This window comes from Microbacterium fluvii, assembly GCF_025515205.1.
Classification (GTDB): Bacteria; Actinomycetota; Actinomycetes; order Actinomycetales; family Microbacteriaceae; genus Microbacterium; species Microbacterium fluvii.
On the sequence record NZ_JAOPFX010000001.1, the window covers coordinates 418,084 to 443,312 of the forward strand.

General features: G+C 71.3%; 21 protein-coding genes and 1 riboswitch. Of the genes, 8 read left to right on the forward strand and 13 right to left on the reverse strand.

Annotated features, from left to right (window positions below; genetic code table 11):
- Positions 1–83: 83 nt before the first annotated feature.
- The 4 genes from OAW74_RS01875 to OAW74_RS01890 all read right to left on the reverse strand — a co-directional run bounded on the left by OAW74_RS01875 (position 84) and on the right by OAW74_RS01890 (position 4,748).
- Positions 84–1,532, reverse strand: coding sequence for an FAD-binding oxidoreductase (locus OAW74_RS01875; RefSeq protein WP_262872634.1), 1,449 nt, complete (start codon positions 1,530–1,532; stop codon positions 84–86).
- Positions 1,529–1,936 (reverse strand): YrdB family protein, encoded by a 408-nt coding sequence (locus tag OAW74_RS01880; RefSeq protein WP_262872635.1) that lies wholly within the window; start codon positions 1,934–1,936, stop codon positions 1,529–1,531. The genes OAW74_RS01875 and OAW74_RS01880 overlap by 4 nt, the downstream gene beginning before the upstream one ends.
- Before the next feature lie 93 nt (positions 1,937–2,029).
- A complete protein-coding gene (gene nagA / locus OAW74_RS01885; protein ID WP_262872636.1) occupies positions 2,030–3,229 on the reverse strand; it encodes an N-acetylglucosamine-6-phosphate deacetylase in 1,200 nt (399 codons plus the stop codon).
- Between the two features lies 1 nt (position 3,230).
- A complete protein-coding gene (locus OAW74_RS01890; RefSeq protein WP_262872637.1) occupies positions 3,231–4,748 on the reverse strand; it encodes a beta-N-acetylhexosaminidase in 1,518 nt (505 codons plus the stop codon).
- Positions 4,749–4,847: 99 nt separating this feature from the next.
- A riboswitch (ZMP/ZTP riboswitch) is annotated at positions 4,848–4,932 on the forward strand.
- A gap of 38 nt (positions 4,933–4,970) precedes the next feature.
- On the opposite strand from OAW74_RS01890, the gene glyA reads away from it, so the two are divergent.
- Positions 4,971–6,245: a serine hydroxymethyltransferase gene (gene glyA / locus OAW74_RS01895; RefSeq protein ID WP_262872638.1), complete on the forward strand. Its 1,275-nt coding sequence runs from the start codon at positions 4,971–4,973 to the stop codon at positions 6,243–6,245.
- A gap of 165 nt (positions 6,246–6,410) precedes the next feature.
- Positions 6,411–7,298 (forward strand): bifunctional methylenetetrahydrofolate dehydrogenase/methenyltetrahydrofolate cyclohydrolase, encoded by an 888-nt coding sequence (locus OAW74_RS01900; protein WP_262872639.1) that lies wholly within the window; start codon positions 6,411–6,413, stop codon positions 7,296–7,298.
- A 30-nt stretch (positions 7,299–7,328) separates the two neighbouring features.
- On the opposite strand, the gene OAW74_RS01905 is transcribed toward OAW74_RS01900, so the two are convergent.
- The 5 genes from OAW74_RS01905 to OAW74_RS01925 all read right to left on the reverse strand — a co-directional run bounded on the left by OAW74_RS01905 (position 7,329) and on the right by OAW74_RS01925 (position 11,330).
- Positions 7,329–8,063 carry an amino acid ABC transporter ATP-binding protein gene (locus OAW74_RS01905; RefSeq protein WP_262872640.1) on the reverse strand — a complete coding sequence of 245 codons (735 nt, stop codon included), beginning with the start codon at positions 8,061–8,063 and terminating at the stop codon, positions 7,329–7,331.
- Positions 8,060–8,905 carry an amino acid ABC transporter permease gene (locus OAW74_RS01910; RefSeq protein ID WP_262872641.1) on the reverse strand — a complete coding sequence of 282 codons (846 nt, stop codon included), beginning with the start codon at positions 8,903–8,905 and terminating at the stop codon, positions 8,060–8,062. The genes OAW74_RS01905 and OAW74_RS01910 overlap by 4 nt, the downstream gene beginning before the upstream one ends.
- 23 nt (positions 8,906–8,928) lie before the next feature.
- A complete protein-coding gene (locus OAW74_RS01915) occupies positions 8,929–9,795 on the reverse strand; it encodes an ABC transporter substrate-binding protein (RefSeq protein WP_262872642.1) in 867 nt (288 codons plus the stop codon).
- A gap of 145 nt (positions 9,796–9,940) precedes the next feature.
- Entirely contained in the window at positions 9,941–10,492 is a 552-nt protein-coding gene (locus OAW74_RS01920) for a hypothetical protein (protein ID WP_262872643.1), read from the reverse strand.
- A gap of 40 nt (positions 10,493–10,532) precedes the next feature.
- Positions 10,533–11,330 carry a transglutaminase-like domain-containing protein gene (locus OAW74_RS01925; protein ID WP_262872644.1) on the reverse strand — a complete coding sequence of 266 codons (798 nt, stop codon included), beginning with the start codon at positions 11,328–11,330 and terminating at the stop codon, positions 10,533–10,535.
- A 94-nt stretch (positions 11,331–11,424) separates the two neighbouring features.
- On the opposite strand from OAW74_RS01925, the gene OAW74_RS01930 reads away from it, so the two are divergent.
- Together OAW74_RS01930 and OAW74_RS01935 are read left to right on the forward strand one after the other, a co-directional pair.
- A complete protein-coding gene (locus OAW74_RS01930) occupies positions 11,425–12,879 on the forward strand; it encodes a glyceraldehyde-3-phosphate dehydrogenase (protein ID WP_262872645.1) in 1,455 nt (484 codons plus the stop codon).
- 34 nt (positions 12,880–12,913) lie between these two features.
- A complete protein-coding gene (locus OAW74_RS01935) occupies positions 12,914–14,017 on the forward strand; it encodes a winged helix DNA-binding domain-containing protein (protein WP_262872646.1) in 1,104 nt (367 codons plus the stop codon).
- A gap of 4 nt (positions 14,018–14,021) precedes the next feature.
- Here OAW74_RS01935 and OAW74_RS01940 read toward each other — a convergent pair whose 3' ends face one another.
- Positions 14,022–15,464 carry a helix-turn-helix transcriptional regulator gene (locus OAW74_RS01940; protein ID WP_262872647.1) on the reverse strand — a complete coding sequence of 481 codons (1,443 nt, stop codon included), beginning with the start codon at positions 15,462–15,464 and terminating at the stop codon, positions 14,022–14,024.
- Positions 15,465–15,580: 116 nt separating this feature from the next.
- Here OAW74_RS01940 and OAW74_RS01945 point away from each other — a divergent pair, with 116 nt between their 5' ends.
- Entirely contained in the window at positions 15,581–17,455 is a 1,875-nt protein-coding gene (locus OAW74_RS01945) for a phosphoenolpyruvate carboxykinase (GTP) (protein WP_262872648.1), read from the forward strand.
- 43 nt (positions 17,456–17,498) lie between these two features.
- On the opposite strand, the gene OAW74_RS01950 is transcribed toward OAW74_RS01945, so the two are convergent.
- On the reverse strand, positions 17,499–19,394 hold the full coding sequence (locus tag OAW74_RS01950; RefSeq protein ID WP_262872649.1) for an ABC transporter ATP-binding protein: 1,896 nt from the start codon (positions 19,392–19,394) through the stop codon (positions 17,499–17,501).
- Positions 19,395–19,520: 126 nt separating this feature from the next.
- On the opposite strand from OAW74_RS01950, the gene OAW74_RS01955 reads away from it, so the two are divergent.
- From OAW74_RS01955 to OAW74_RS01965, 3 genes are read left to right on the forward strand one after another with little or no spacing between them, the layout of a single operon-like run.
- On the forward strand, positions 19,521–20,462 hold the full coding sequence (locus OAW74_RS01955; protein ID WP_262872650.1) for an ABC transporter ATP-binding protein: 942 nt from the start codon (positions 19,521–19,523) through the stop codon (positions 20,460–20,462).
- Complete coding sequence (locus tag OAW74_RS01960) at positions 20,459–21,367, forward strand: ABC transporter permease (RefSeq protein WP_262872651.1); 909 nt, start codon at positions 20,459–20,461, stop codon at positions 21,365–21,367. The genes OAW74_RS01955 and OAW74_RS01960 overlap by 4 nt, the downstream gene beginning before the upstream one ends.
- The gene (locus tag OAW74_RS01965) at positions 21,364–22,194 is read left to right on the forward strand and encodes an ABC transporter permease (protein WP_262872652.1); all 831 of its coding nucleotides are present in this window, start codon (positions 21,364–21,366) and stop codon (positions 22,192–22,194) included. Before OAW74_RS01960 ends, OAW74_RS01965 begins: the two co-directional genes overlap by 4 nt.
- Before the next feature lie 264 nt (positions 22,195–22,458).
- Here the strand turns inward: OAW74_RS01965 and OAW74_RS01970 are convergent, their stop codons facing one another.
- Together OAW74_RS01970 and OAW74_RS01975 are read right to left on the reverse strand one after the other, a co-directional pair.
- Positions 22,459–23,571 (reverse strand): LLM class flavin-dependent oxidoreductase, encoded by a 1,113-nt coding sequence (locus OAW74_RS01970; protein ID WP_262872653.1) that lies wholly within the window; start codon positions 23,569–23,571, stop codon positions 22,459–22,461.
- A gap of 153 nt (positions 23,572–23,724) precedes the next feature.
- The gene (locus OAW74_RS01975) at positions 23,725–25,167 is read right to left on the reverse strand and encodes an MFS transporter (protein WP_262872654.1); all 1,443 of its coding nucleotides are present in this window, start codon (positions 25,165–25,167) and stop codon (positions 23,725–23,727) included.
- Positions 25,168–25,229: the final 62 nt, after the last annotated feature.

Consider the following 25,229-nt stretch of genomic DNA (forward strand, 5'->3'; position numbering starts at 1 on the left):
CAACTTGGCGGCTGTCGCCGCCTGGGGCCCCGGGCAGGCGACAGGAGGTGCCAAGTCGCGGGATGGGATCGCCGCCGACCAGCTCAGGCGTCGAAGACCTTGCCTGGGTTGAGGATGCCGACGGGGTCGAACACCTGCTTGATGGCGCGCTGCAGCTGCCACTGGTCGTCGCCGAGCTCGTCGCGCAGCCACCGGCGCTTGAGCACGCCCACCCCGTGCTCGCCGGTGAGGGTGCCGCCCAGGCGCAGTGCGGCGCGGAAGAGATCGTCGGCCGCGGCCCAGATGTGCTCGGGCACGAGGTCTGTCGCGGTCCCTGAGTCTGTCGCGGTCCCTGAGCCTGCCGAAGCCCCTGAGTCGGCCGCGGTCCCTGAGCCTGTCGAAGGGGCGAACACGAAGTTCGGGTGCAAGTTGCCGTCGCCGGCGTGGGCGACCGTGGGGATCACGATGCCGTACTCCCGCTCGATGCGGGCGATCTCGTCGAACATCGCCGGCAGCGCGCTGCGCGGCACCGCGACGTCTTCGATGAGCGTCGTGCCGAGCGCCTCCATCGCGGGGTGCATCGAGCGCCGGATCGCCAGCAGCCGCTCGCCCTCGGCGGCATCGTGCGTCACGGCGACTTCGCCTCCGGCGCCGCTCAGCACGGCGGCGATGGCATCGGCCTCGGCCGCCGCGGCGGGGCCGTCGGTCTGGATCGTCAGCTGCGCGGCACCTTCGGCGGGCGCGGGCAGTGCGAGCAGGGCGTGCACGGCTGCCAGGGAGGCGGCATCCATCAGCTCCATGACCGCCGGCTGCACACCGGAAGCCGTCACGGCCGCCGATGCCGCCGCGGCGGCCCGCACGTCGGCGAAGGTCGCCGCGAGCGTGCAGACGGCGCCCGGCACGAGGCGGCGGAGCTTGAGGGTCGCGCCGACGACGACGCCGAGGGTGCCCTCTGAGCCGATCATGAGTGAGGTGAGGTCGTAGCCGGCGACGCCCTTGACGGTGCGGTGCCCGAGGCGCACGAGGCGTCCGTCGGCCAGCACGACGTCGAGTCCCAGCACCGCGTCGCGCACGACGCCGTACTTCGCGCACAGCAGGCCCCCGGCGCCGGTGGCGATGTTGCCGCCGACGGTCGAGATGGCCCTGCTCGCCGGGTCGGGCGCCCACCACAGCCCGTGCGGGGCGAGCGCGGCGTTGAGGTCGGCGTTGATGATGCCCGGCTCGACGACGGCGATGAGGTCGTCGGCGCGCACCTCGACGATGCGGTCCATGCCGCGCACCGACAGGGCGATCTCGCCGCCGCCGGTGTTGGCGGCGCCCGCGAGCCCCGTGCCCGCGCCGCGGGTGACGACGGGGGTGGCGGTGGCGGTGGCGATGCGCAGCGTCTGCTGCACGTCGGCGACGGATGCGGCGCGCACGACCGCCAGCGGAGCCTCGGGCGCCGCGTGGCCCGACTTGTCGGCCCTGGCCTCGTTGAGCGCCTCGGGCGAGGTGTCGACGCGCTCGCCGAGGGCCTCGCGCAGCTGCGCGACGACGCCGGCGGACGCGGTCACGCGAACCGGCGGCGTCCGGCGATCACGCCCACCGTCACGGCGATGACGCCGAAGGCGAGCCCCACCCAGGCGGCGCCCATGCTCCACCACGCGATCGTCGCCGACACGTAGACGAGCAGCTCGACGACGGCCCGCACGAACGGGTGCACGCCCAGGACGGCACGCGGCGACACGAACAGCGCCCACACCAGGATCGCGACCACGGGTGCGCCGATGCCGGCGACGATGTTCCACGGCAGCGGCCACGACACGAAGCCCCAGAGGGCGAGCGAGCCGAAGGCGAACAGCTCGCACACGAACGCGAGGATGTCGATCGCCGACAGCGGCGCACGGGTTCCGGGCGCGAGCTGTGCGGGCGCGGGCTGCGCGGGCGCGCTGGGTGCGACGTGGGGCAGGTCGGACATGGCCTCCAGTCTACTTCTGCCCATGTGGCACACCTCGCGGGCTCACTCCCGCCCGAGGCCCCCAGGTGTGCCACATGGTGAGGGGGAGGGGGGTCAGAGGTCGCGGGAGCCGGCGGTCCAGACGGCGCGGACGTCGAGGTCGGCCGACAGCAGCACGGCGTCGGCCCAGCGGCCAGGGGCGAGCGAGCCGAGGTCGTCGCCACGGCCGACCGCGCGGGCGGGGGTCGAGGTGAGGGCTGCGACGGCGTCGGGCAGGGCGACCCCGGCCGCGACGGTCAGGCGCAGCGCCGCATCCTGGGTGAGCGTCGACCCGGCGATCGCGCCGCCTTCGACGAGCCGCGCGACCCCGTCGCGCACGTCGACGCCGAGCCCGCCCAGCTCGTACCGGCCGTCTGGGTGGCCCGCGGCGGCCATCGCGTCGGTGATCAGCGCGATGCGGCCAGGCGCGGCGGCGAAGGCGATGCGCACGACCTCCGGATGCAGGTGCACGCCGTCGGCGATCACCTCGAGCGTCACGCGGGCATCGGCCGCCGCAGCGGCCACGGGCCCGGGGTCGCGGTGGTGCAGCCCCGGCATGGCGTTGAAGGCGTGGGTGAGGATCGTCGCGCCCGCGTCGAACGCCGCGGCGGCCTGCGCGTAGTCGGCCGACGTGTGCCCGACCGCCGCCGTGGCGCCCGCGGCCACGACCAGGCGCACGGCGTCGAGCCCTCCGGGGAGCTCTGGGGCGAGCGTGATCTGGCGGATGCTGCCGCCCCCCGCCGCCAGCAGCCTTTCCACGGCGTCCGTTGCGGGCGCCCGCAGCAGCTCGGGGGTGTGCGCGCCCTTGCGCGCGAGGTCGAGGAAGGGCCCCTCCAGGTGCGACCCGAGGATGTCGGGATCGCTCGCGACGAGGTCTGCGACCATCGTGGCGCGCCGCTCGAGGTCGGGAAGCGCCGCCGTCACGAGCGAGACGACGGCGCGGGTCGTGCCGTGGGCGCGGTGCAGTGCCCGCGCGGCGCGGATCGCGTCCGGCCCGTCGTCGTAGGCGAACCCACCCCCGCCGTGCCCGTGGATGTCGATGAACCCGGGGGTCAGCACGGCACCGGGGCCGGCGACCGCGGTCGCGTCGACCACGACCTCTGCCGCATCCGATGCCTCGCTGCCGGACGTCGCCGCGACGGATGCCGCAGCATCCGCTCGCCAGCCGTCACCGGTGCCGGTTGCGACGACCCTGCCGTCGGCGAAGCGAACCCACGCGTCGTCGACCACGCGGCCGGCGTCGACGAGCCGCGCGGAGTGGATGACGCCATTCATCTCAGCCCCGCCAGTCGATCTCGGGCAGGCGGGTGAAGCCGATGCCGCGGCTGGTCCAGAGCGCGGCGAGGCCGCCGACGCGCTCGCGGAACGACTCCCACGTGCGCTGCGACGTAGCCCCGAGGGGCGGCGACCACGCGGCCTCGGCCGCCGCGCCGATGCGGGGGAAGGCCATCGCGTCGATGTCGGCGAGGGTGCTCAGGGTCTCGGCCCACAGCGGCGCCTCGACGCCGAGGATCTCCGCGTCGGAGACGCCGTCGACCACGCTCGCCGGATCCCACTCGTACGCCTGGCGTGCCGGCACGATGCCGGCCCATTGCAGGCCGAGTGGGGCGTCGGCGGCGTACTTCATGTCGAGGTAGATCGCGTCGGCGGGGGAGAGGATGACCTGCCCACCGCGCGCGACGAAGGCACGGGTCTTGTCGTCCATGCCGTCGATCGGCGTGCGGAAACCCCAGTACTGGCCGACCGTGCCGGGCGAGAGCCCCGCGGCGGCGCCGGCCTCGTGCCACGTGATCGGCGTCTTGCCGAGGCCCTCGACGATGGCGGTGGCGCGGGCCATGAAGTGCGCGAAGTCGTCGGCGGGGGTGCCCAGGGCCTCGTCGCCGCCGACGTGCAGGTAGGGGCCGGGGGTGAGGGCGGCCACCTCGCCGAGCACGTCGGCCAGGAACGCGTAGGTCACCTCGTCGTGGATGCGCAGCGACGAGAAGCCCACGGCGAGACCCTGGAACGGCGCGCCGTTCACCGGCTCGTCGCCTCCGTACACGCGCAGGATCTCCCGCATCTCGTCGGTGACGACGGGCTCTTCGCTGAGCTCGGGGTAGGCGAGGGTCACGGCGTGGGTGTGCCCAGGCATGTCGATCTCGGGAACGACGGTCATGTGGTTCGCGGCGGCGTGGGCGACGATCTCCCGGTAGTCGTCGTGCGTGTAGAAGCCGCCGGGCTCGCCGCCGATCGCGGTGCGCGATCCCTGTTCGGTCAGCAGCGGCCGGCTGTCGATCCGCAGCCGCCACCCCTGGTCGTCGCTCAGGTGCAGGTGCAGGTGGTTGAACTTCAGTGCGGCGGCGCGGTCGATGTAGGCCTTCACCGTCGCGACGGGGTGGAAGTGCCGTGCGACGTCGAGCATGACGCCGCGGTAGGTGAACCGCGGTGCGTCGGCGATCTCGACGGCCGGCACGAGCCAGCCCTCGTCGTCGGCGACCAGCAGCTGCACGAGTGTGTGCACGCCGTAGAAGAGGCCCGCAGCATCGGCTCCCTCGATGCGCACGCCCGCCGCGTCGGCGGTCAGCCGGTACGACTCGGGCGCGCCGCCGGCGGCGAGAGCCAGATCGACGGCCGAGGCGACTCCGCCGGCCGCATCCAGGAGGAGCGGTGAACCCGCGCGCTCGGCCAGAAGCGCGCGCAGCAGGGCGGCGGCCTCGGCATCGCCGGTCACGGCGGTGGCCGCGTCGAGGCGGAACGGTGCCGCATCGACGACGGTGACGGCGGCGGGGGCGGGCACGAGGGGCAGGTCAGGCACGCGGCATCCGATCAGTAAGGATTCCTAACAAAAGGATGCTGCCAGCCTAGCCGCGGGGCGCGTCGCGCGCACCTGCGGTGTCGGTCGCATCCGTTATGCTCGGGGTGTCGCGACTGGCGTTGAGGTGGACCACCACCGGGGAGCGACCGACAACGGCATTCGACCGCGCGCCTGGGCCGATGCGGGACACCCCTTTCCGAAAGCCGTCGTCAGGAGATCGCCATGACCGATCAGTACTTCAACGCCCCGCTCGCCGAGGTCGACCCCGAGATCGCCCAGGTGCTCGAGCGCGAGCTCGAGCGTCAGCGCGGGTATCTCGAGATGATCGCCTCCGAGAACTTCGTGCCCGTCTCTGTGCTGCAGTCGCAGGGCTCGGTGCTCACCAACAAGTACGCCGAGGGCTACCCCGGCCGCCGCTACTACGGCGGCTGCGAAGAGGTCGACGTCGCAGAAGAGCTCGCGATCGCGCGCGCGAAGTCGCTGTTCGGCGCCGAGTTCGCCAACGTGCAGCCGCACTCGGGGGCTTCGGCGAACGCCGCCGTGCTGCACGCCATCGCCCGCCCCGGCGACACGCTGCTGGGCCTGTCGCTCGACCAGGGCGGCCACCTCACGCACGGCATGAAGATCAACTTCTCGGGCCGCCTCTACAACATCGTCGCCTACGGGGTCGACCCCGCCACCAGCATCATCGACATGGACGAGGTGCGGCGCCTGGCGATCGAGCACCAGCCCAAGGTCATCATCGCCGGCTGGTCGGCCTACCCCCGTCAGCTCGACTTCGCCGCGTTCCGCGCGATCGCCGACGAGGTCGGGGCGCTGCTCTGGGTCGACATGGCGCACTTCGCCGGTCTCGTCGCGGCGGGCCTGCACCCGAGCCCCGTGCCGCACGCGCACGTCGTGAGCTCCACCGTGCACAAGACGATCGGCGGCCCCCGATCGGGCTTCATCCTCACCAACGACGCCGAGATCGCCAAGAAGATCAACTCCGCCGTCTTCCCCGGTCAGCAGGGCGGCCCGCTCATGCACGTGATCGCCGCCAAGGCCACCGCCTTCAAGCTCGCCGCGACCCCCGAGTTCCGCGAGCGCCAGGAGCGCGTCGTCCGAGGCGCCGCGATCCTCGCCGAGCGCCTCTCCCAGCAGGACGTGAAGGATGCCGGCATCGCCGTGCGCTCGGGCGGCACCGACGTGCACCTCGTGCTCGTCGACCTGCGCGAGGCCGAGATCGACGGCAAGCAGGCAGAAGACCTGCTGCACGAGATCCACATCACCGTCAACCGCAACGCCGTGCCCAACGACCCCCGGCCCCCGATGGTCACCTCGGGCCTGCGCATCGGCACCCCGGCTCTCGCCACCCGCGGCTTCGGCGACGCCGAGTTCACCGAGGTCGCCGACGTGATCGCCCTGGCCCTGCAGCCCGGCGCCGACGTCGAGGCCCTCCGCACCCGCGTCGCTGCCCTGACGGCGGCGTTCCCGCTCTACCCGGGCCTGCAGCAGTAGCGATCAGGGGGCCGAGACCCACGTTCGGCCCCGAGACCCAGCATCCGCTGCCCGAGACCTGCGTTCGGTACCGAAACCCACCGGCACAGCCCGGGTCTCGGGCGGCAGGGTGGGTCTCGCGCAACGGCACAGTGCCCCGCACCCGGCACAACGACAGGAGACACCATGACCGCGAACATGCTCGACGGCGTCGCCACGGCGACCGCGATCAAGCAGGAGCTGAAGGAGCGCGTCGCCGCCCTCGCGGCGCAGGGCGTCGTGCCGGGGCTGGGCACACTCCTGGTCGGCGACGACCCGGCGTCGCGCTCGTACGTGACCGGCAAGCACCGCGACTGCGCCGAGGTGGGGGTGGCCTCCATCTCGGTCGAGCTGCCGGCATCCGCCTCGCAGGAAGAGATCGCCTCGGCGGTGCGGGGCCTGAACGAAGACCCCGCCGTGACCGGGTTCATCGTGCAGCTGCCGCTGCCGGCGGGCATCGACGAGAACGCGATCCTCGAGCTCATCGATCCCGCGAAGGATGCCGACGGCCTGCACCCGACCAACCTCGGGCGCCTCGTGCTCGGGGTCGACCCCGCCGCCGCGATCGACGCGCCCCTGCCGTGCACGCCGGCCGGCATCGTGGAGCTGCTCGTGCGGCACGGCGTCGAGATCGCCGGGAAGCACGTGACGATCATCGGCCGCGGCATCACGGTCGGCCGCCCGCTCGGGCTGCTGCTGACCCGCAAGGGCACCGACGCGACCGTGACCCTCACCCACTCGCGCACGGCGGACCTCGCCGCCGAAGTGCGCCGCGCCGACATCGTCGTGGCCGCCGTGGGGCAGCCGCACCTCGTGCAGGCCGAGTGGGTCAAGCCCGGCGCCGCCGTGCTCGATGTCGGGGTCACCCGCGTCGGCACGACCGAGTCGGGCAGGGCCAAGCTCGCCGGAGACGTCGACCCCGCCGTCGCGGAGGTCGCCGGCTGGCTCTCGCCGAACCCCGGCGGAGTCGGACCGATGACCCGCGCGATGCTCGTCGCGAACGTCGTCGAGGCCGCAGAGCGCTCCATCGCCTGACGCGGGGGCGGATGCTGCCGCTCCCGCGTCTCAGGCGGTGAACCGCGCGAGGAACTCGCGCGTGCGCGCCTCGCGGGGCGCGCCGAACAGCTGCGCCGGCGGTCCCTCCTCGACGATGGTGCCGGCGTCGAGGAACACGACGCGGTCGGCCACGTCGCGGGCGAAGGCCATCTCGTGGGTCGCCATGAGGATCGTCGTGCCCTCGGCGGCGAGCTGCCGCACGAGCTCGAGCACTTCGCCGACGAGTTCGGGGTCGAGGGCCGAGGTGACCTCGTCGAGCAGCAGCAGCTCGGGGTCGGTGGCGATCGCCCGAACGATCGCGGCGCGCTGCTGCTGGCCGCCGGAGAGCCGGTCGGGGTGCGCCTTCGCGAATTCGGCCAGGCCGATGCGCTGCAGCAGATCCCGCGCGCGCTCCTCGGCCTCGCGCCGCGGCATCCGGTGCACGACCCGCGAGGCGAGCGTCACGTTGTCGAGCACCGTCAGGTGCGGAAACAGGTTGTAACTCTGGAACACCGCACCGAACCGCGCACGCACCCGGTTGGCGTCGACGCGGGGGTCGGAGATGTCGTCGTCGTCGAGCCAGATCTGCCCGTCGTCGATCGGCTCGAGCAGGTTGAGGCAGCGCAGCAGCGTCGACTTCCCCGATCCGCTCGCGCCGATGAGGGCCACCACCTCGTGCCGGTCGAGCGACAGGTCGACCCCGCGGAGCACCTCGCGGTCGCCGAAGGACTTGACGACGGCCTCCGCCCGCAGCAGCGCGCTCACAGGATCGATCCCGCCTGCTCGCGGCGGCGCAGTCGCGCCGTGTACCAGTCGGTCAGGCGGATCGTGGGGATCGCCAGGAGGATGAAGAGGATGCCGGCGACCACATACGGCGTGAAGTTGTAGCTCTGCGAGGCTTCGATCTGCGCCGCGCGCACGGCATCCATCGCCCCGAGGATCGAGATGAGCCCCACATCCTTCTGCATCGAGATGAAGTCGTTCATGAGGGGAGGAGTGATCTTGCGCAGCGCCTGCGGCAGCACGACGCGGCCGAGGGTCTGCACGTAGCCGAGGCCCAGCGCCCGGGCGGCGAGCCGCTGCGACGGGTGCACGGCCTCGATGCCGGCGCGGATGACCTCGGAGACGTAGGCGGAATAGGTGAGGGTGATCGCCAGCACACCCAGCCACAGCGGCGGGATGCGCGTGTTCGCGATCGTTGGGAGCCCGAAGCCGATGAGGTAGGCGACGATGATGAACGGCAGCCCGCGGAAGACGTCGGTGTAGGCGGCCGTGAGCACCCGCACCGGGAAGAACACGGGGCCGGGAAGCGTCCGCAGCGTCGCGAGCAGGAGCGCCGAGATCGCCACGGTGACGACCGAGACGGCGAGCACCTGCAGGTTGAACAGGAACCCCTCCCACACACGGGGGAGCGCCTCGAGGGCGATCTGCGGGTTGAAGAACGCCTGCTGCACCGCCGCCCAGCCGGGAGTCGTGAACAGCGTGAGCCACACGATCGCCGCGAACGCGAGCGTCGAGACGATCGCAACGAGCACCGATCGGCGCTCCCGCTCGCGGCGGTAGGCGCGCCGCTCGAGCTCGAGCGCGCTCGGGGAGTGCGAGGTCACGGAACGACGTTAGCCCAGTGCGGTCACTGCAGCTGCGGCACGCCCTCGGTCAGCACCGAGAGCCACTTCTCCTCGAGCTCGGCCAGCGTGCCGTTCTCGCGCAGCGTGTCGACGGCGGCGGTCACCGATGCCGTCAGCGGGGAGTCCTTGGCCAGCAGCAGACCCCACTGGTCGGGCACGCCCGCGGCGGGGAGCTCGCCGACCATGAACGAGTCGTCGATGTAGAAGTTGGCCGCGACGTACGCCGTCGGGGTGTCGAGCACGATCGCGTCGATCTGGTTCGCCGTGAGGGCGGCGACGGCGTCTTCGTTCGAGTTGTACAGCTGCGCGTCGGTGTCGGGGGCGATGGCCTGCTCGATCGTCGTCGCGCTCGTCGAGCCCGCCATCGCGCCGAGCACGAGTCCCTTCAGGCCCGCGATGTCGGTCACATCGTCGGCCGCGCCGCCCTTGATGGCGACCACCGCCTGGCTCGCCTCGAAGTAGGGCGACGAGAAGTCGACGGCCTGCTTGCGCTCGTCGGTGATCGTGTACTGCTGGATGTTGAAGTCGAAGCTCTTCGGCCCCGGCGCGATCGCCGCCTCGAAGCTCGTGCGCACCCACACCACGTCGTCGTGCTCGAAGCCGAGCTCGTCGGCCACCGCGTAGGCGACCGCTGCCTCGAAGCCCTCGTCCGACTCGGGGTCGTCGTCGATCACGTAGGGCTCGTAGGCCGTCTCGCCGGTGGCGATCGTGAGCTTGCCCGGGGTGATGTACGCGTCGGCCGGCACCTCGTCGGACGACGACGACGCGGATGCCGCCGGCTCCGCGGTGCCGGAGGCGCACCCGGCCAGCACGAGAGCCGCGGCGGTGGCCGCGACGAGGGTCAGAGAACGCAGGACAGGGCGCGACATGATGCCTCCGGGTCGGGGTGCGGCCCGTCCGCGTGCTGTGCGACGGTCGCCGTGACACCCATCCTCTCGCGCCGGAGGCCGGCCGAGGTCATCCGTGGTCGGTTTGTTACACGGCGTGCAACATCGTGCGCGAGTCCGAGCGCGCTCAGCCCAAGTCGTCCAGCATCCTGCGCTGCTCGGCCGTGAGCCCGTCGTTCAGCTCCGCCCGCCCCTCGGCTGCCGCCGGCGACGCGGGGCTAGTGGCCGCGGCATCCGTCTTCGATCCGCGGATGCCGCCGGTCGCGCTGTCATAGAGCGCACCCGCGCGCGCCTCGACCTTGTCGTCGATCGCGTCGTAGATGATCCAGGCGATCAGCAGCGCAATCGGGGGGAGCACCCAGCCCCAGAAGAAGCCGCGCACGTTCACGCCGCTGAGCAGCACCACCAGCACCCAGACGATCAGCTCGACGATGAACACGAGCGCGAACTGCACGAGCTTCTCGCCCGCCTTCGTGCGCTCGTGGGCGCTCTTGGCGGCCCTCGACGAGAACCACCGCGAGATGACCGGCTTGACCCACAGGGTCAGAGCCGTCAGCAGCAGCGCGGCCCACAGCGCCGCCCAGCCGACCGAGACGCTCGGCAGCAGCCAGCCCACGACCAGCAGCACGGCGACGTCGAACACGTAGAGCGAGGCGAACCGCACGATCCAGGTCTTCATGCCCCCAGGGTGCCACGCCGCAGGCCCCGCGGCGAGGATCTCAGCGGATCGACACGAGACGGGTCACATCGTCGTCCGGCAGCACGTCGGCCACGGCGGTGACCTCCATCTCGACGAGGTCGGCGCGGCCGGAGAGCACGTTGAGGAACGCGGTGTCGGCGGCATCGCGGCCCGTCGCGATGCGCACGAGCGTGTCGCGGGGTGCGAGCGTCGTGGCATCGACCACCCGCCAGGCGCCCTCTACCCACGCCTCGGCGACGGCGTGGAAGTCCATCGGATCGAGCCCGGGGGCATAGACCGAGACCAGGCGCGCAGGCACCCCGGATGCCCGCAGCAACGCCACGCACAGGTGCGCGTAATCGCGGCACACGCCCTGGCGGTTCAGCAGCGTGCGCACCGCGCCGTCGGTGGGAAGGCTCGAGCCGCTGACGTAGGCCAGGCGCGTGCCGACCCACGACGAGATGGCCGCCAGAAGCTCTGCCGGGTCGGTGATGCCGGCGAACTCCGCCGCGGCGGTGGGGGCGAGCGTGTCGGACTCGGCGTAGCGGCTGGGCCTGCCGTAGGCGAGCAGCTCGGACTCCTCGGCGGGCAGGGGCGCGGCGATGCCCTCGACCGAGGCCGAGTACTCGACGACGAGCTCGCCGGGGGCGACGGTCATGCGGTGCAGCCGTCCGCCGTGCGCATCGGCGAGTGCTGTCCACTCCACCGGCGCGCCGTCGAGGGTCGCCGTGAAGCTCTCGGCGGCGCCCGGATGCTGAGCGCTCACCGCGATGGCGAACACGAGGTCGGCAGTCTCGTCGATGGTCAGCATCACTCGGCTCGTGACATCTCGCTGCATGCGCACAGCCTAGGATGTTCGTGGCCGGTTCCGGCCGAACCCCCGACTCGACGCAGCGATGCGGCGTGCGCCGCCGCCTCGCGGAGGATGACGCATGCCCACCTACGACGAAGACCGCGCAGCCTGGGTGGCTCGCGAACAGCTCGCCGAGCGGATGATCCCCTACATCGGATCCCTCTATCGCGATCGCGGCGTCGTCACCTCGCTGCACGGGCACCGCCTCATCAACCTGTCGGTCACCGGCATCCTCGAGGCGCACGAGCGCGTCGAGCAGCTCGGTCACGCCGAGATCCCCCTGGAAGACACGCTGGAGGTGCTGCGGGGTCTGCGCGCCGTGGCACCTGGTCCCGCCTCGCTCGATGTCGCACGGCTGGCCGACGGCTACCGCGCGCACGGCGGCGACCTCGAGGACTACCTGGCGGCGCAGCTCGAGCCCGTGCTCACGGGGGAGCTGCCCCGAGACGCCGGCGCCGACGTCGTGCTCTACGGCTTCGGGCGCATCGGGCGCCTCCTCGCCCGCATCCTCATCGCGCACGCCGGCGGCGGCCACGGTCTGCGCCTGCGCGCGATCGTGGTGCGCAAGGGCGCCGAGAACGACCTCGTCAAGCGGGCGAGCCTGCTGGCCCGCGACTCCGTGCACGGGCCGTTCGCCGGCTCGGTCGAGGTCGACGAGGAGCAGCAGCAGATCATCGCGAACGGCACCCGCATCCAGGTCATCTATGCGAACGACCCGGCCGCCGTCGACTACACCGCCTACGGCATCCGCGATGCCGTCGTCGTCGACAACACCGGCCGCTGGCGCGACGAGGAGGGGCTGTCGCAGCACCTGCGCTCGACCGGCGTCGCCCGCGTGCTCCTGACCGCACCCGGCAAGGGCGCGATCAAGAACATCGTGCACGGCATCAACCACGACGCGATCGATGCGGCCGACCGCATCCTGTCGGCCGCCTCGTGCACGACCAACGCGATCACGCCGGTGCTGCTGGCGATCGACGAGGCCTATGGCGTGGTGCGCGGTCACGTCGAGACGGTGCATTCATTCACCAACGACCAGAACCTCATCGACAACTTCCACAAGGGAGACCGCCGCGGACGGTCGGCGGTGCTCAACATGGTCATCACCGAGACGGGAGCAGCCAAGGCGGTCGCCAAGGCCCTGCCGCAGCTCGAGGGCAAGCTCACCGGCAGCGCGATCCGCGTGCCCACGCCCGACGTGTCGCTGGCGGTGCTGCACCTGACCGTCGAGCGCCCGACCGACAAGGCCGAGGTCAACGACTACCTGCGCCGCGTGTCGCTGCACTCGCGCCTGCGCCAGCAGATCGACTACGTCGAGTCGCCCGAGGTGGTCTCCACCGACTTCGTCGGCTCGCATCGCGCGGGCATCGTCGACGGCCTCGCGACGGTCGCCGACGGAACCACGATCATCCTCTACGTCTGGTACGACAACGAGTTCGGCTACTCGTCGCAGGTCGTGCGGGTGCTCGAGGCGATGAGCGGCACGCACCCGATCGTGCTGCCCGAGCGCGCCGTGGTGAGGCTCGAGCGCTGAGCGCGATGTCGGCGGTGCGCGCCATGATGGGCAGATGGACGACCACGCATCGCCGCGCGCGCGGCGAGGCGATCGTGCCGCCGGCGCGGTGCTCGCCGAGCGCCTACGGTCGCATCGGCTGACGGCTCCTGCCCGCACCGTCGTCGACGCCGCCGAGCACCTCCTCGCCACGCAGGCGCAGGAGTTCTGGGGCGGCCGGTGGGCGCTGGCCGCCCGCACACGGGGCAGACTCTCGCTCCGAGACGTCGACGCGGCGTTCGACCGCGGCGAACTCGTGCGCACGTGGACGATGCGCGGCACCCTGCACATCGTGCCTCCGCACGACGCCGCATGGATGCTGTCGCTGACGACCGCGCGCCAGCAGAAGCAGTGGGCGGTCGTGCACCGGGGTGTCGGGCTCGCCGAAGACGATCTGGTGACCGCCGAGCGAGCCGTGCGCGCGGCCCTCGGCGGCGGCAACAGGCTCACGCGGGCGGAGTTCGGCGCCGTGCTCGCCGGCGCAGGAGTCGATCCCGTCGGCATGCGGGGCAATCTCGTGCTGTCGGCCCTCGCGATCCGCGGGGTCGTCGTGCTCGGGCCCGTCGTGCCGAGGGACGGCGCGCCCACGCGCGACCAGTACGTCGTGGCTGCCGACGGCGGTGCCGTGCACACCCCCGACGACCCGCTGGCCGAGTTCTTCGTGCGCTACATCACGGGGCACGGCCCCGCCGGTGCCAGAGACTTCGCCTGGTGGTCGGGGTTGCCGCTCGGGGTCGCCCGCGACGCCGAGGAACGGGCGGCCGGGTCTGGCCGGCTCACGCGGGTCGGCGACGCGCTGTGGGTCGCCGCCGAGCGGCCGCGCCGGCAGTCGGTGCCTCGCGTGGTGGCGCTGCCGCCCTTCGAGGAGTACTACCTGTCGTACGCCGACCGCTCGCTGCCGTGCATCCCCGAGTTCGCCGCGGCGGTGGGGCCGACCCAGAACGGCATCGTGCACCCCGTGATCGTCGCAGACGGACTGATCGTGGGCACCTGGGCGCACTCGCACGCGGTCGGGCGGCACGCCCAGCATCCGACCGCCGAAGTGTTCGCGCCCGATGCGGCGCCCGCCGACGAGGTGGCCGCCGCGCTCGCACGCTACCGCGACTTCGTCGTGGCGTGACTGCTCAGCGGCCCGCGTGCCGCTCGAGGAAGGCGTAGACCTCGCCCGCATCGACGCCGGGGAAGGCGCCGCGGGGGAGGGGCGAGAACATCTGCTGGTGCACGCGGGCGCTCGGCCACGCGCGGCCCTCCCATCGGGCGGTGAGATCCTCGTCGGGGCGACGGCAGCACGACTCATCGGGGCACTGCGAGATCGCCCGCTTCTGGGTCTCGCGGCCGCGGAACCACTTCGCGTCGTCGAAGGGCACGCCCACCGTGATCGAGAACTCGCCCTCGGCGGTCGTGCCGGTCTGCGTCGAGCACCAGAACGAGCCGGCCGGGGTGTCGGTGTACTGGTAGTGCTCGGTCGTGCGGTTGTGCTCTTCGAAGGCGGAGCGGGCCAGGAACCACCGGCAGGCGACCTGCCCCTCGATCGACCCCGTGACGTCTTCGGGGAGCGGCAGCCCGTCGTTCTCGTACACGCGGTTGATCGCGCCGTTGCCGTCGACCCGCAGGAAGTGCAGCGGGATGCCGAGGTGCTCGGTGAGCAGGTTCGACATGCGCATCGCAGCGGCCTCGTGGGTCACCCCGAACGCGTCGCGGAAGTCTTCGACGGCGAGGTTGCGCTCGCGCTTGGCCTGCTCGAGAAAGCCCACCGACGCCGTCTCTGGCATGAGGCAGCAGGCGGCGTAGTAGTTGATCTCGAGGCGCTGCCAGAGGAACTCGGCATAGTCGGTGGGCGGCTTGTGCCCGAGCAGGCGGTGCGCCATCGCCTGCAGCGCCATGGAGCGCAGGCCATGGCCGCCGGGGATCGACGCCGGCGGCAGGTAGATGCGCCCGTGCTCGAGGTCGGTCACCGAGCGTGCGGAGTGCGGCAGGTCGCTGACGTAGATGAGCTCGAACCCCAGCTGCTCGGCCATGATGCCCACGGTGCGGTGCTTGAGGGCGCCGGAGAGGTGCCCGGCGGCCTTGAGCTGCCTCTCGGCGAGCTTCTCGATGTCGGGCAGGTAGTTGTTGACCTCGCGCATGCGCAGACGCTGCTCGGTGTTGGCGCGGCGCGCCTCCTCGGGCGTCGCGATGGCCTCGCGCTCACGGCGCTCGAGCTCGCGGTGCAGCCCGAGGATCGACTCGATCGTCTCGTCGGTCATGCCCTTGGTGACTTTGACGGCGGGCACCCCGAGGCGGCGGAACACGGTGCTCGCCTGCGCACGCTCCAACTCGATCTCCAGCGCCGCGCGCTGGTTGGGCGGCTCGGTCGACAGCAGGTCGGCGACCTCGACCCCCGTGGCGGTGGCGATCGCCTGCAGCAGCGACAGCTTCGGCTCGCGCTTGCCGTTCTCGATGAGGCTCAGCTGGCTGCCGGCGACCCCGACCAGCGCGCCCAGCTCGTCGAGCGTGAACCCGTGCTGGATCCGCTGATGACGGATGCGGTGGCCCAGGGTGGACAGTTCGAGCGCGGTGGCGGGCATTCCTTGATGGTATCGAAAGAATCGGCATTCTTTTGACCTGGAATCGAGGAAAGAGATGACCCTCCGCGCGCAGAGTGGAATCCAAGCCCGAATCTGACGGCATCGAAGGAGCAGCAATGGCCATCGCGGAGATCTTCACCCGACCCGAGTCCCTCGGCGCGAACGGCTACGTGCCGACGTTCGGCGCCCGTCCGCAACTCGACGGCGACGGCGCGGCCGCACTCTTCGCGTGGGTCGACGAGATCGCCGCCCTCACTCAGCCCGACAGCATCCACTGGATCGACGGCTCCCGCGCCGAGAACGAGGCGCTGCTGCGCGAGCAGGTCGACGAGGGCAAGCTCATCAAGCTCAACCCGGAGTGGCGGCCCGGCTCGTACCTGGCCCGCTCGCACCCGAGCGACGTCGCTCGCACCGAGGGGCGCACCTTCATCGCCTCCGAGAACGAAGAAGACGCCGGACCGACCAACAACTGGGCAGAGCCCACGCAGATGCGCGCGAAGCTGAACGACCTGTTCGAAGGGTCGATGCGCGGCCGCACGATGTACGTCGTGCCCTTCTCGATGGGTGCCGTCGGCGGACCGCTCTCGCACATCGGCGTGCAGGTCACCGACAGCGCTTACGCCGTCACCTCGATCGGCATCATGACGCGCGTCGGCTCCGACGTGCTTCGGGAGATCGCCGGCGGGGCGCCGTGGGTCAAGACCGTGCACACCGTCGGGGCGCCGCTCGAGCCGGGGGAGCAGGATGCCCTCTGGCCCTGCAACGACGACAAGTACATCGTGCACTTCCCCGACACGCTCGAGGTCTACTCCTACGGCTCGGGCTACGGCGGGAATGCGATACTCGCCAAGAAGTGCTTCGCGCTGCGCATCGCCTCGGTCATCGGCCGTGACGAGGGCTGGCTGGCCGAGCACATGCTGCTCATCCGCGTCATCTCGCCCGCGGGCAAGGCCTACCACGTCGCGGCGGCGTTCCCCTCGGCCTGCGGCAAGACCAACCTCGCGATGCTCCGCCCGACGATCCCCGGCTGGCGCGTCGAGACCCTCGGCGACGACATCGCGTGGCTGCGCCCAGGCGCCGACGGGCGCCTGTGGGCGATCAACCCCGAGGCCGGCTTCTTCGGCGTCGCCCCCGGCACCGGCGAGTCGACCAACGTCACCGCCGTCGAGACGCTGTGGGGCAACACGATCTTCACCAACGTCGCGCTGCGCCCCGACGGCGATGTGTGGTGGGAGGGCCTGACCGACACCGCTCCCGCCGAGCTCACCGACTGGGAGGGCAACCCCTGGACGCCCGATTCGGGGCGTCCCGCGGCGCACCCGAACTCGCGCTTCACGGTCAGTGCCGCACAATGCCCGCAGATCGCCGACGACTGGGACGCCCCCGAGGGCGTGCCGCTCGACGCGATCCTGTTCGGCGGCCGCCGCGCCACCAACGTGCCGCTCGTGGTCGAGGCCACCGACTGGGCGCACGGCGTGTTCATCGGCTCGAACATCTCGTCGGAGCGCACCGCCGCCGCCGAGGGCACCGTGGGGGAGCTGCGTCGCGACCCGTTCGCGATGCTCCCCTTCTGCGGCTACAACATGGCCGACTACTTCGGCCACTGGCTCAGCGTCGGCCAGAAGCTGCGGTTCGACCGCGCCCCGCGCATCTTCCAGGTCAACTGGTTCCGCAAGGGCACCGACGGCCGGTTCCTGTGGCCGGGCTTCGGCGACAACTCGCGCGTCGTCGACTGGATCATCCGCCGCATCGAGGGCGAGGTCGGCGCCGTCGACACCCCGATCGGCCGCCTCCCGGTGAGTGCCGACCTCAACCTCGACGGGATCGAGGTGCCCCAGGCCGACCTCGACGAGCTGTTCGCGATCGACGCCGACTCGTGGCTGCAGGAGGCCGACCTCACCGAGGAGTTCTACTCCACGTTCGAGGGCCGCGTCCCCGCCCAGCTCTACGCCGAACTCGCCGCCCTGCGGTACCGCCTGCAGCGCGCCTGATCCGCGCGGCGGCTGCTCTCCGCCGCCGAGCGGATGCTGCCGCTCAGACCAGCAGCTGGTGCTGGGCCAGGTCGCGATAGAGCGGAGTCGATTCGACGAGCTCGGCGTGCGTGCCCTGGCCGACGACGCGGCCGTGGTCGAGCACGACGATGAGGTCGCTGTCGACGACCGTCGACAGGCGGTGGGCGATGACCACGAGCGTGCGGCCGGAGGCGACTGCGTCGATGGCCTCCCGCATCCGCTGCTCGTTGAGGCCGTCGAGCGATGAGGTCGACTCGTCGAGCAGCAGGATCGGGGGAGCGGCCAGCAGAGCCCGCGCGATCGCGAGCCGCTGGCGCTCGCCGCCCGAGAGCATGACGCCCGACTCGCCGACGGGGGCCTGAAGGCCCAGCTCGCTGCGCTCGAGCACCTCGCCGAGGTTGACGGCGCGCAGCACGCGCTCGCAATCGGCGTCGGATGCGGAGGGCGAGGCGAGCCGGAGGTTCTCGGCGAGGGTGCCCGCGAGCGTCGGGGCATCCTGCTCGACGTAGCCCAGCTGCGCGCGCAGCTCGCCGCGGTCGAGGGCGCGCACGTCGGCGCCTCCCAGCAGGATCGCGCCGCCGGTCGGGTCGTAGAACCGCTCGATGAGGGCGAGCGTCGTCGACTTGCCCGCGCCGGAGGGACCCACCAGTGCCACCCGCGCTCCGCGCGGCACCGAGAACGAGACGCCGCGCAGCACCTCGTCGGCGTCGGGGATCTCGATCCGCTCGCCCGCGTCGACGTGCGCGTCGGCGAGCGTGCGCTGGGCCTCGGCCTCGGCCGACCGCCGCGCGGCCACCACCGCCTCGGGGTAGGCGAATCGCACGTCGCGGAACTCGATCGCGGGGGAGTCGGCAGCATCCGTCGTCGGCGTCGCCTCACGTCGAAGGGTGGCCGCGATCTCGGCGTCGCGGTCGGTCTCGGTGGGCAGATCGAGGATCTGCTGGATGCGCCCGAGGGCGCCCAGTGCCTGGTTGACCGAGGTGAACGCGCCGAAGAACGACCCGAGCGGACCCACGAGCATGAACAGGAACATCACGAAGGTCACCAGGGCCGCGACCGAGATCGAGCCGGCGGCGACCCGCAGCCCGCCGACGCCGAGCACGACCAGCAGCGACAGCTGCAGGGCGACGCCGGCGATGGGCACGACGAGCGCCGACGCCTTGGCGACGGTCACGCCCTGGTCGTACGCCTGGCTCGCGAGTTGAGAGATCGCGGCCTCCTCGCGCTCGCCCGCTCCCGCGGCTCGCACCGTGCGGATCGACCCGACGGCGCGCTCGACCCCAGAGGCCAGTTCGCCCACGCGCTCCTGCTGGGCGGCGGTCGCCTTGCGGATGCGGCTGCTGAGCACTCCGACCGCCGCGATCGACAGTCCGATCACGATGACGATGAGCCCGAGGAGGGCGGGGTCGATGACGGCCATCGCCACGATCGCCCCGATGAAGATGAGGCCGTTGCCCACGGCATCCGCGAGGCCCTGCGTGAGCACGGCGTACAGCAGCGTCGTGTCGGTGCCCACGCGAGAGACGAGGTCTCCGGTGCGGCGGGCGTCGAACTCGCCGATCGGCAGGTGCAGGATGCGGCCGATGAGCTTGCGACGAGACGAGTAGACGACCGCTGTGCCGGTGCGCTGCAGCAGGTAGTGCTGATAGCCCGAGACGATCGAGCTCACCACGACGAGGCCCACGATGGCCCAGACGAGGATGCCGAGGGCCTCCTGCGCCTCGACGCGCCCGATGACCGCGCCCACCAGCAGCGGCTGCAGCAGGGTCGTGACGGCGCCGACGACGCTGAGTGCCGCGACGACGCCGAGCACGCCCTTGTGCTCCAGCAGGAACGGGATCAGCTGCTTCAGGCTCGCGCGCGGACCGTCGTCGGCGGTGCGGCGGCGGCCGCGGCGAGCGGGTGTGGTGGTGGACATGGGGATCCCCTTCGCAGGAGTGGGTGCGGCGGGCGAAAGCCCTACCTACGACCGTACTTCTTGTGCGCGGTCTGCCTGGTCACGCCCAGGGCGGCAATGTCGGATGCTGCCGCTACCCTTGAGCGAGTGCCCGCACCCGTGATCTCCGCGCAGAACCTCGTCAAGGCCTACAAGGTCAAGGGAAAGCCCGACTTCGTCGCCGTCGACGGCTTGAGCTTCGAGGTGGCGCCTGGGGAGTCGTTCGGCCTGCTCGGCCCGAACGGGGCCGGCAAGTCCACGACGATGAAGATGATCGGCGCCGTCTCGACGCGCACCGGCGGCGACCTCGAGATCCTCGGCCTCGACCCCGACCGCTACGGGCCCGAGATCCGCTCCCGCCTGGGCGTCGTGCCCCAGCAGGACAACCTCGACGGCGAGCTCAACGCCCGCGAGAACCTCTACATCTACGGACGCTACTTCGGCCTGCCCGGCAAGGTCTGCCATCAGAAGGCCGACGAGCTGCTGGCGTTCGCCCAGCTCGAAGACAAGGCCAAGAGCAAGGTCGACGCGCTCTCTGGGGGCATGAAGCGGCGCCTCACGATCGCCCGCGGCCTCATCAACGACCCTCGGATCCTGCTGCTCGACGAGCCCACGACGGGCCTCGACCCGCAGGCGCGCCACGTGCTGTGGGACCGCCTCTTCCGCCTCAAGGAGCGCGGCACGACGCTCGTGCTGACGACCCACTACATGGATGAGGCCGAGCAGCTGTGCGACCGCCTCATCGTCGTCGACGAGGGGCGCATCATGGCCGAGGGCACCCCAGCTTCGCTCATCCGCGAGCACTCCAGCCGCGAGGTGCTCGAGGTGCGCTTCGGCTCGTCGCGCAACGAAGAGGTCGCCCCTCGGCTTCGCGGCCTCGGCGATCGCGTCGAAGTGCTGCCCGACCGCATCCTCGTCTACACCGCCGACGGCGAGGCGGTGCTCGAGCGCATCACGCAGGAGGGCCTCGAGCCGCTGACGAGCCTCGTGCGCCGCTCGAGCCTGGAAGACGTCTTCCTGCGGCTGACCGGAAGGTCGCTGATCGAATGACCCTTCGACAGGCTCAGGGACCGGATCCGGCCCAGGGACCGGATCCGGCGACCCACCCGACGCTCGACGAGCTGCAGGCCGAGGCCCTCGAGTGGGGCCGCAAGCCGCGCTCGCGCGGCACCTGGTACGTCACCGAGCACATCGTGCGCGCCATGCGCGCCTACGGCTGGACGATCATCGTCGGCGCCCTCGGGCAGCCGATCCTCTACCTCCTCGGTCTCGCCGTGGGCCTGGCAGCCCTCATCGCCGCGCCGATCGACGACGCGGGGCAGCAGGTGCCCTATCTCGTCTTCGTCGCGCCGGCCCTCCTGGCGACCGCGGCGATCGCCGTGGCCAGCGAGGAGTTCACCTACCCCGTCATGCAGGGCTTCAAGTGGCGCCGCTACTTCTACGGCTTCAACGCGTCGCCGCTGTCGAGCCCGCAGATCGCCAACGGCGTCGTGATCGGCGCGGGGGCGCGGATGCTGCTCGCCGTGGCCGCGTACTACCTCTTCGTCTGGATCTTCTTCGCATGGCTTCACCCCGGCGTCACCGATCCGGCCACGGCATGGCTGTCGGTGCCGATCGGACTTCTCGGCGGCCTCGCGTTCGGCGTGCCGCTGATGGCATATGCCGGGTCGCTCGAGGAGGACACGGGGCAGTTCGCCCTCGTGCAGCGGTTCATCTTCATGCCGATGTTCCTGTTCTCCGGCACGTTCTACCCGCTGTCGGTGCTGCCGGTGTGGCTGCAGTGGATCGGCTGGATCTCGCCGCTGTGGCACGCGTCCGAACTCGGCCGCGTCGTCACCTACGGCAAGCCGGTCGAGCCCTGGCTCGTCGCCGTGCACCTCGGCTACCTCCTCGTCCTCGCCGTCGGCGGCATGATCCTCGCCCGCCGCATCTTCACCCGGAGGCTCGCGAAGTGACCGCCGCATCCATCGACGCCATCGACGCGCCCGCCCGCCGCGGCGGAGTGCAGGCGCTGTGGGCCGGCAACCCGCAGGCCGTCGTGCAGCGCGGCCTCATCGCGGCGCGCTCATCGAGCTGGGCGGTCGTGCTCTCGGGCTTCTTCGAGCCGGTCTTCTACCTCGCCTCGATGGGGCTGGGCCTGGGCTCGCTGATCGGCGACGTCGAGACCGCCGGCGGCATCGAGGTTTCGTACGCGGCCTTCATCGCGCCGGCGCTGCTGGCCGTGTCGGCGATGAACGGCGCGATCTACGACTCGACGTGGAACGTCTTCTTCAAGATGAACTACGGCAAGCTCTACGAGGGGATGCTGGCGACCTCGCTCGGTCCGCTCGACGTCGCACTCGGCGGGATCCTCTACGCGCTGCTGCGAGGACTGGCATATGCCACGGGGTTCATGATCATCATGCAGATCCTCGGGCTGAACCTCGCCCCCACCGCGATCCTCGCGATCCCGGCGGTGCTGCTGATCGCGTTCGGCTTCGCGAGTCTGGGTATGGCCGTCACGAGCTACATGAAGACCTTCCAGCAGATGGACTGGATCAACATCGTGCTGCTGCCGATGTTCCTCTTCTCGGCGACGCTCTATCCGATCACGGTCTACCCCGAGTGGGTGCAGGGCGTCATCATGGCCTTCCCGCTGTGGCACGGCGTCGAGCTCATCCGCGGGTTCACCACCGGCGTCATGAGCCCCGACATGGGATGGCACATCCTGTATTACGTCGTCATGATCGCCGTCGGGCTCGTGTTCACGACCAAGCGCCTGCGCGCCCTGTTCCTCGGCTGAGGCCGGGGCCGCAGCATCCGCTTCTGTTCGACGAGCCCGCGGCGGCCGCCAGTCGGTCCGACTGAGCGGCCCGGAGGCTCACCTTCAGTCGTCACGTATGGCGACCTCCGGCGCGTCACGGTCGCCGTTTACGACGACTGAACGAGCGGGTCTGATGTTCAGTCGTCACAGATGGCGACCGGGAGCGCCACGCGGTCGCTATATACGACGACTGAACGAGAGGGCCGGGTGTGCGGGCGTGGACGTCGCGAGCAGCCCCGCCGGTCAGAGCAGGCCGCGGCGGGCGAGCTCGGGGCGCACGCCCTCGGCGAACCAGTAGGCCTCTTCGAGGTGCGGGTAGCCCGACAGGATGAACTCGGCGATGCCGACCCGCCGGTACTGGTCGATGAGGTCGGCCACCTCCGCGAAACTGCCGACGAGGGCCGTGCCGGCGCCGCCGCGCACGAGCCCCGCGCCCGCCCAGACGCCGGGGTGCACCTCGAGGTCGTCGCGGGTGGTGCCGGCGCCGATGAGCGCGTGCTGGCGGCGCTGGCCGACCGATCCGGAGGCGGCGAACTGCGCGCGCTTGCGCGCCACGAGCTCGGGGTCGAGGCCGGCCACGAGCGCGTCGGCGATCGCCCACGCCTCGCCTGCGGTCGGCCGCGCGATCACGTGGAAGCGGATGCCGTAGCGCAGCGCTCTGCCCCGCTCCGCGGCGCATTCCTCCACTCGGGCGATCTTCTCGGCGACCTGCGCGGGCGGCTCGCCCCAGGTGAGGAAGACGTCGGCGTGCTGCGCGGCGACCTCGACGGCCGCATCCGACGATCCACCGAGGTAGATCTCGGGAACCCGGGCGACGGGGGAGATGTAGGCGTCGTCGAGGTCGTAGAACTCGCCGCGGTGGGTGACGCGCTCGCCCGTCCACAGCCGACGCAGGATCGCGATGTACTCCGCGGCCCTGCGGTACCGTCCGTCGTGGCCGATGTGGTCGCCGAAGCGGCGCTGCTCGGCATCTTCTCCGCCCGTGACGACGTTGATGCGCAGGCGCCCGTCGCTGACGTTCTGGAAGGTCGAGGTCACCTGCGCCTGCAGCGTCGGCGAGACGAGCCCTGGCCGTACCGCGACGAGGTAGTCGAGGCGGCGGGTGTGCTGGGTGAGCGCCGTCGCGATCGTCCAGCCCTCTTCGTTGCCTCCGCCGGTGGGCACGAGCACGGCGTCGTAGTCCAGCTGCTCGGCGGCGCGGGCGATCTGGGCGAGGTAGGCGATGTCGGGACGCCGGGCGGCGATGCCGACGCGGGCCGGGTCGTTGTCGGTGGCGCTTCCCTGGCTGAGGTCGGTGCGCGAGTCGCCGGTGAGGGGGAGGAACCAGTCCAGGCTGACGGTCGACGGCGTGGCCACGGTGCTCCTCCCGCGCCCCGGCTGTCGCGGCGCGCCCCCAGGCTAGGCGGCGGTGTCGCCCGGGCGTCGCCGCATGACCGACTGTGACGCGCCCGGCACGAGAAAGCGGATGCTGCCGGCCACCGGGGCCGACAGCATCCGCTTCGAATGGGGTTACAGCGAGCCGGTCTCGCCCAGGCCGATGCCGGCGTCGTAGTCGACGTCTTTGGTCTCTTTCGAGAGCAGGAGCGCGACGAGGGTGAGCAGGCTCGCCCCGGTGAGGTAGACACCGACCATCCAGGGCTGGCCTCCCGCCGCCGCCCACAGGGCGACCGCGACGATCGGCGCGAGGGCCGCGCCGAGGATCGACGAGACGTTGTAGGCGACCGCCGAGCCGGTGTAGCGGACGTTCGTCGGGAACAGCTCGGGCAGGATCGCGCCCATCGGGCCGAAGGTGGCGCCCATCAGCATGAAGCCGAAGATGAGGAAGGCCTGCACGAGCGCGCCGGTGAACTTCGGATCTGCCTGCGGCAGCAGGAACACGTTGAACAGCAGCCCGAACACCGCGATGCCCGCCGTGACCCAGATCAGGAGCTTTCGGCGGCCGATCGCATCGGCGATGGGGCCGGAGAGCAGCGTGAAGATGCCGAAGAAGACCACGCCGATGATCTGCATGAACACGAAGTCGGTGTAGCCGAAGCCGAGGCCTGCGACATACGTGCCGGGGTCGAACGGCGTGCCGGCGGCTTCGGCGGCCGCCTGCGCGCCCTCGAGGGTCGCCTTGGTGCCGTACGACAGCGTGAAGTTGGTCATCAGGTAGAACAGCACGTAGGTCGCCAGCATGATGAACGTGCCGAGGATCAGCTGCCACCAGTGCTTGCGGACGGTCTCACCCAGGGGGAACTTGCGCAGTGCGCCGGACTTCTCGGCCTTCGAGAAGGTCTCGGACTCGACCAGGCGCAGGCGCACCCACAGGCCCACGATCACCATGACGGCCGAGAACCAGAACGGCACGCGCCAGCCCCACGAGAGGAACTCCTCGGAGCGCTGCGCCGTTCCGTCGGGGTGCGGCAGGGCGAAGTTGATCACGAGGAACACCGTGTTGGCGATGATGAAGCCGATCGGGGCGCCCAACTGCGGGAAGGTGCCGTACCAGGCGCGCTTGCCCTTCGGTGCGTTCTCGGTGGCGACCAGGGCGGCCCCCGACCACTCGCCGCCGAGCGCGAAGCCCTGCGCGAGACGCAGCACGAGCAGCAGGAGCGCTGCCCACCAGCCGATGTCGTTGTAGGTGGGGAGGCATCCGATGAGGAACGTCGCGATGCCCATCGTCAGGAGGGAGGTCACGAGGGTCGCCTTGCGGCCGAAGCGGTCGCCGAAGTGCCCGAAGATGATGGCGCCGATGGGGCGCGCGATCATCGCGGCGCCGAAGACGGCGAACGACGAGAGTAGAGCCGTGGTGTCGTCGCCGGTCGGGAAGAAGAGGATGGGGAAGACGAGGACGGCCGCGGTCGCGTACGCGTAGAAGTCGTAGAACTCGATCGTCGTGCCGATGAGGCTGGCGGTGATGACGCGCGAGCGGGGATTGGCCGGTGCGGTGGTGGGGGAAGCGGTGGACATGCGTGTCTCAGATAACTGTCGAAGTGAACGAGACGTCCTTGTGGAACGAGCCGGTGTGGCCG

Bases quoted from the DNA above. Each gene is read 5' to 3' on its own strand.
- OAW74_RS01880 (WP_262872635.1), bottom strand. From the start codon at position 1,936: ATGTCCGACCTGCCCCACGTCGCACCCAGCGCGCCCGCGCAGCCCGCG.
- OAW74_RS01950 (WP_262872649.1), bottom strand. From the start codon at position 19,394: ATGTCCACCACCACACCCGCTCGCCGCGGCCGCCGCCGCACCGCCGAC.
- OAW74_RS01935 (WP_262872646.1), top strand. From the start codon at position 12,914: ATGGACGACCACGCATCGCCGCGCGCGCGGCGAGGCGATCGTGCCGCC.
- OAW74_RS01925 (WP_262872644.1), bottom strand. From the start codon at position 11,330: ATGCAGCGAGATGTCACGAGCCGAGTGATGCTGACCATCGACGAGACT.
- OAW74_RS01930 (WP_262872645.1), top strand. From the start codon at position 11,425: ATGCCCACCTACGACGAAGACCGCGCAGCCTGGGTGGCTCGCGAACAG.
- OAW74_RS01940 (WP_262872647.1), bottom strand. From the start codon at position 15,464: ATGCCCGCCACCGCGCTCGAACTGTCCACCCTGGGCCACCGCATCCGT.
- nagA (WP_262872636.1), bottom strand. From the start codon at position 3,229: ATGAATGGCGTCATCCACTCCGCGCGGCTCGTCGACGCCGGCCGCGTG.
- glyA (WP_262872638.1), top strand. From the start codon at position 4,971: ATGACCGATCAGTACTTCAACGCCCCGCTCGCCGAGGTCGACCCCGAG.
- OAW74_RS01960 (WP_262872651.1), top strand. From the start codon at position 20,459: ATGACCCTTCGACAGGCTCAGGGACCGGATCCGGCCCAGGGACCGGAT.
- OAW74_RS01975 (WP_262872654.1), bottom strand. From the start codon at position 25,167: ATGTCCACCGCTTCCCCCACCACCGCACCGGCCAATCCCCGCTCGCGC.
- OAW74_RS01900 (WP_262872639.1), top strand. From the start codon at position 6,411: ATGACCGCGAACATGCTCGACGGCGTCGCCACGGCGACCGCGATCAAG.
- OAW74_RS01945 (WP_262872648.1), top strand. From the start codon at position 15,581: ATGGCCATCGCGGAGATCTTCACCCGACCCGAGTCCCTCGGCGCGAAC.
- OAW74_RS01915 (WP_262872642.1), bottom strand. From the start codon at position 9,795: ATGTCGCGCCCTGTCCTGCGTTCTCTGACCCTCGTCGCGGCCACCGCC.
- OAW74_RS01920 (WP_262872643.1), bottom strand. From the start codon at position 10,492: ATGAAGACCTGGATCGTGCGGTTCGCCTCGCTCTACGTGTTCGACGTC.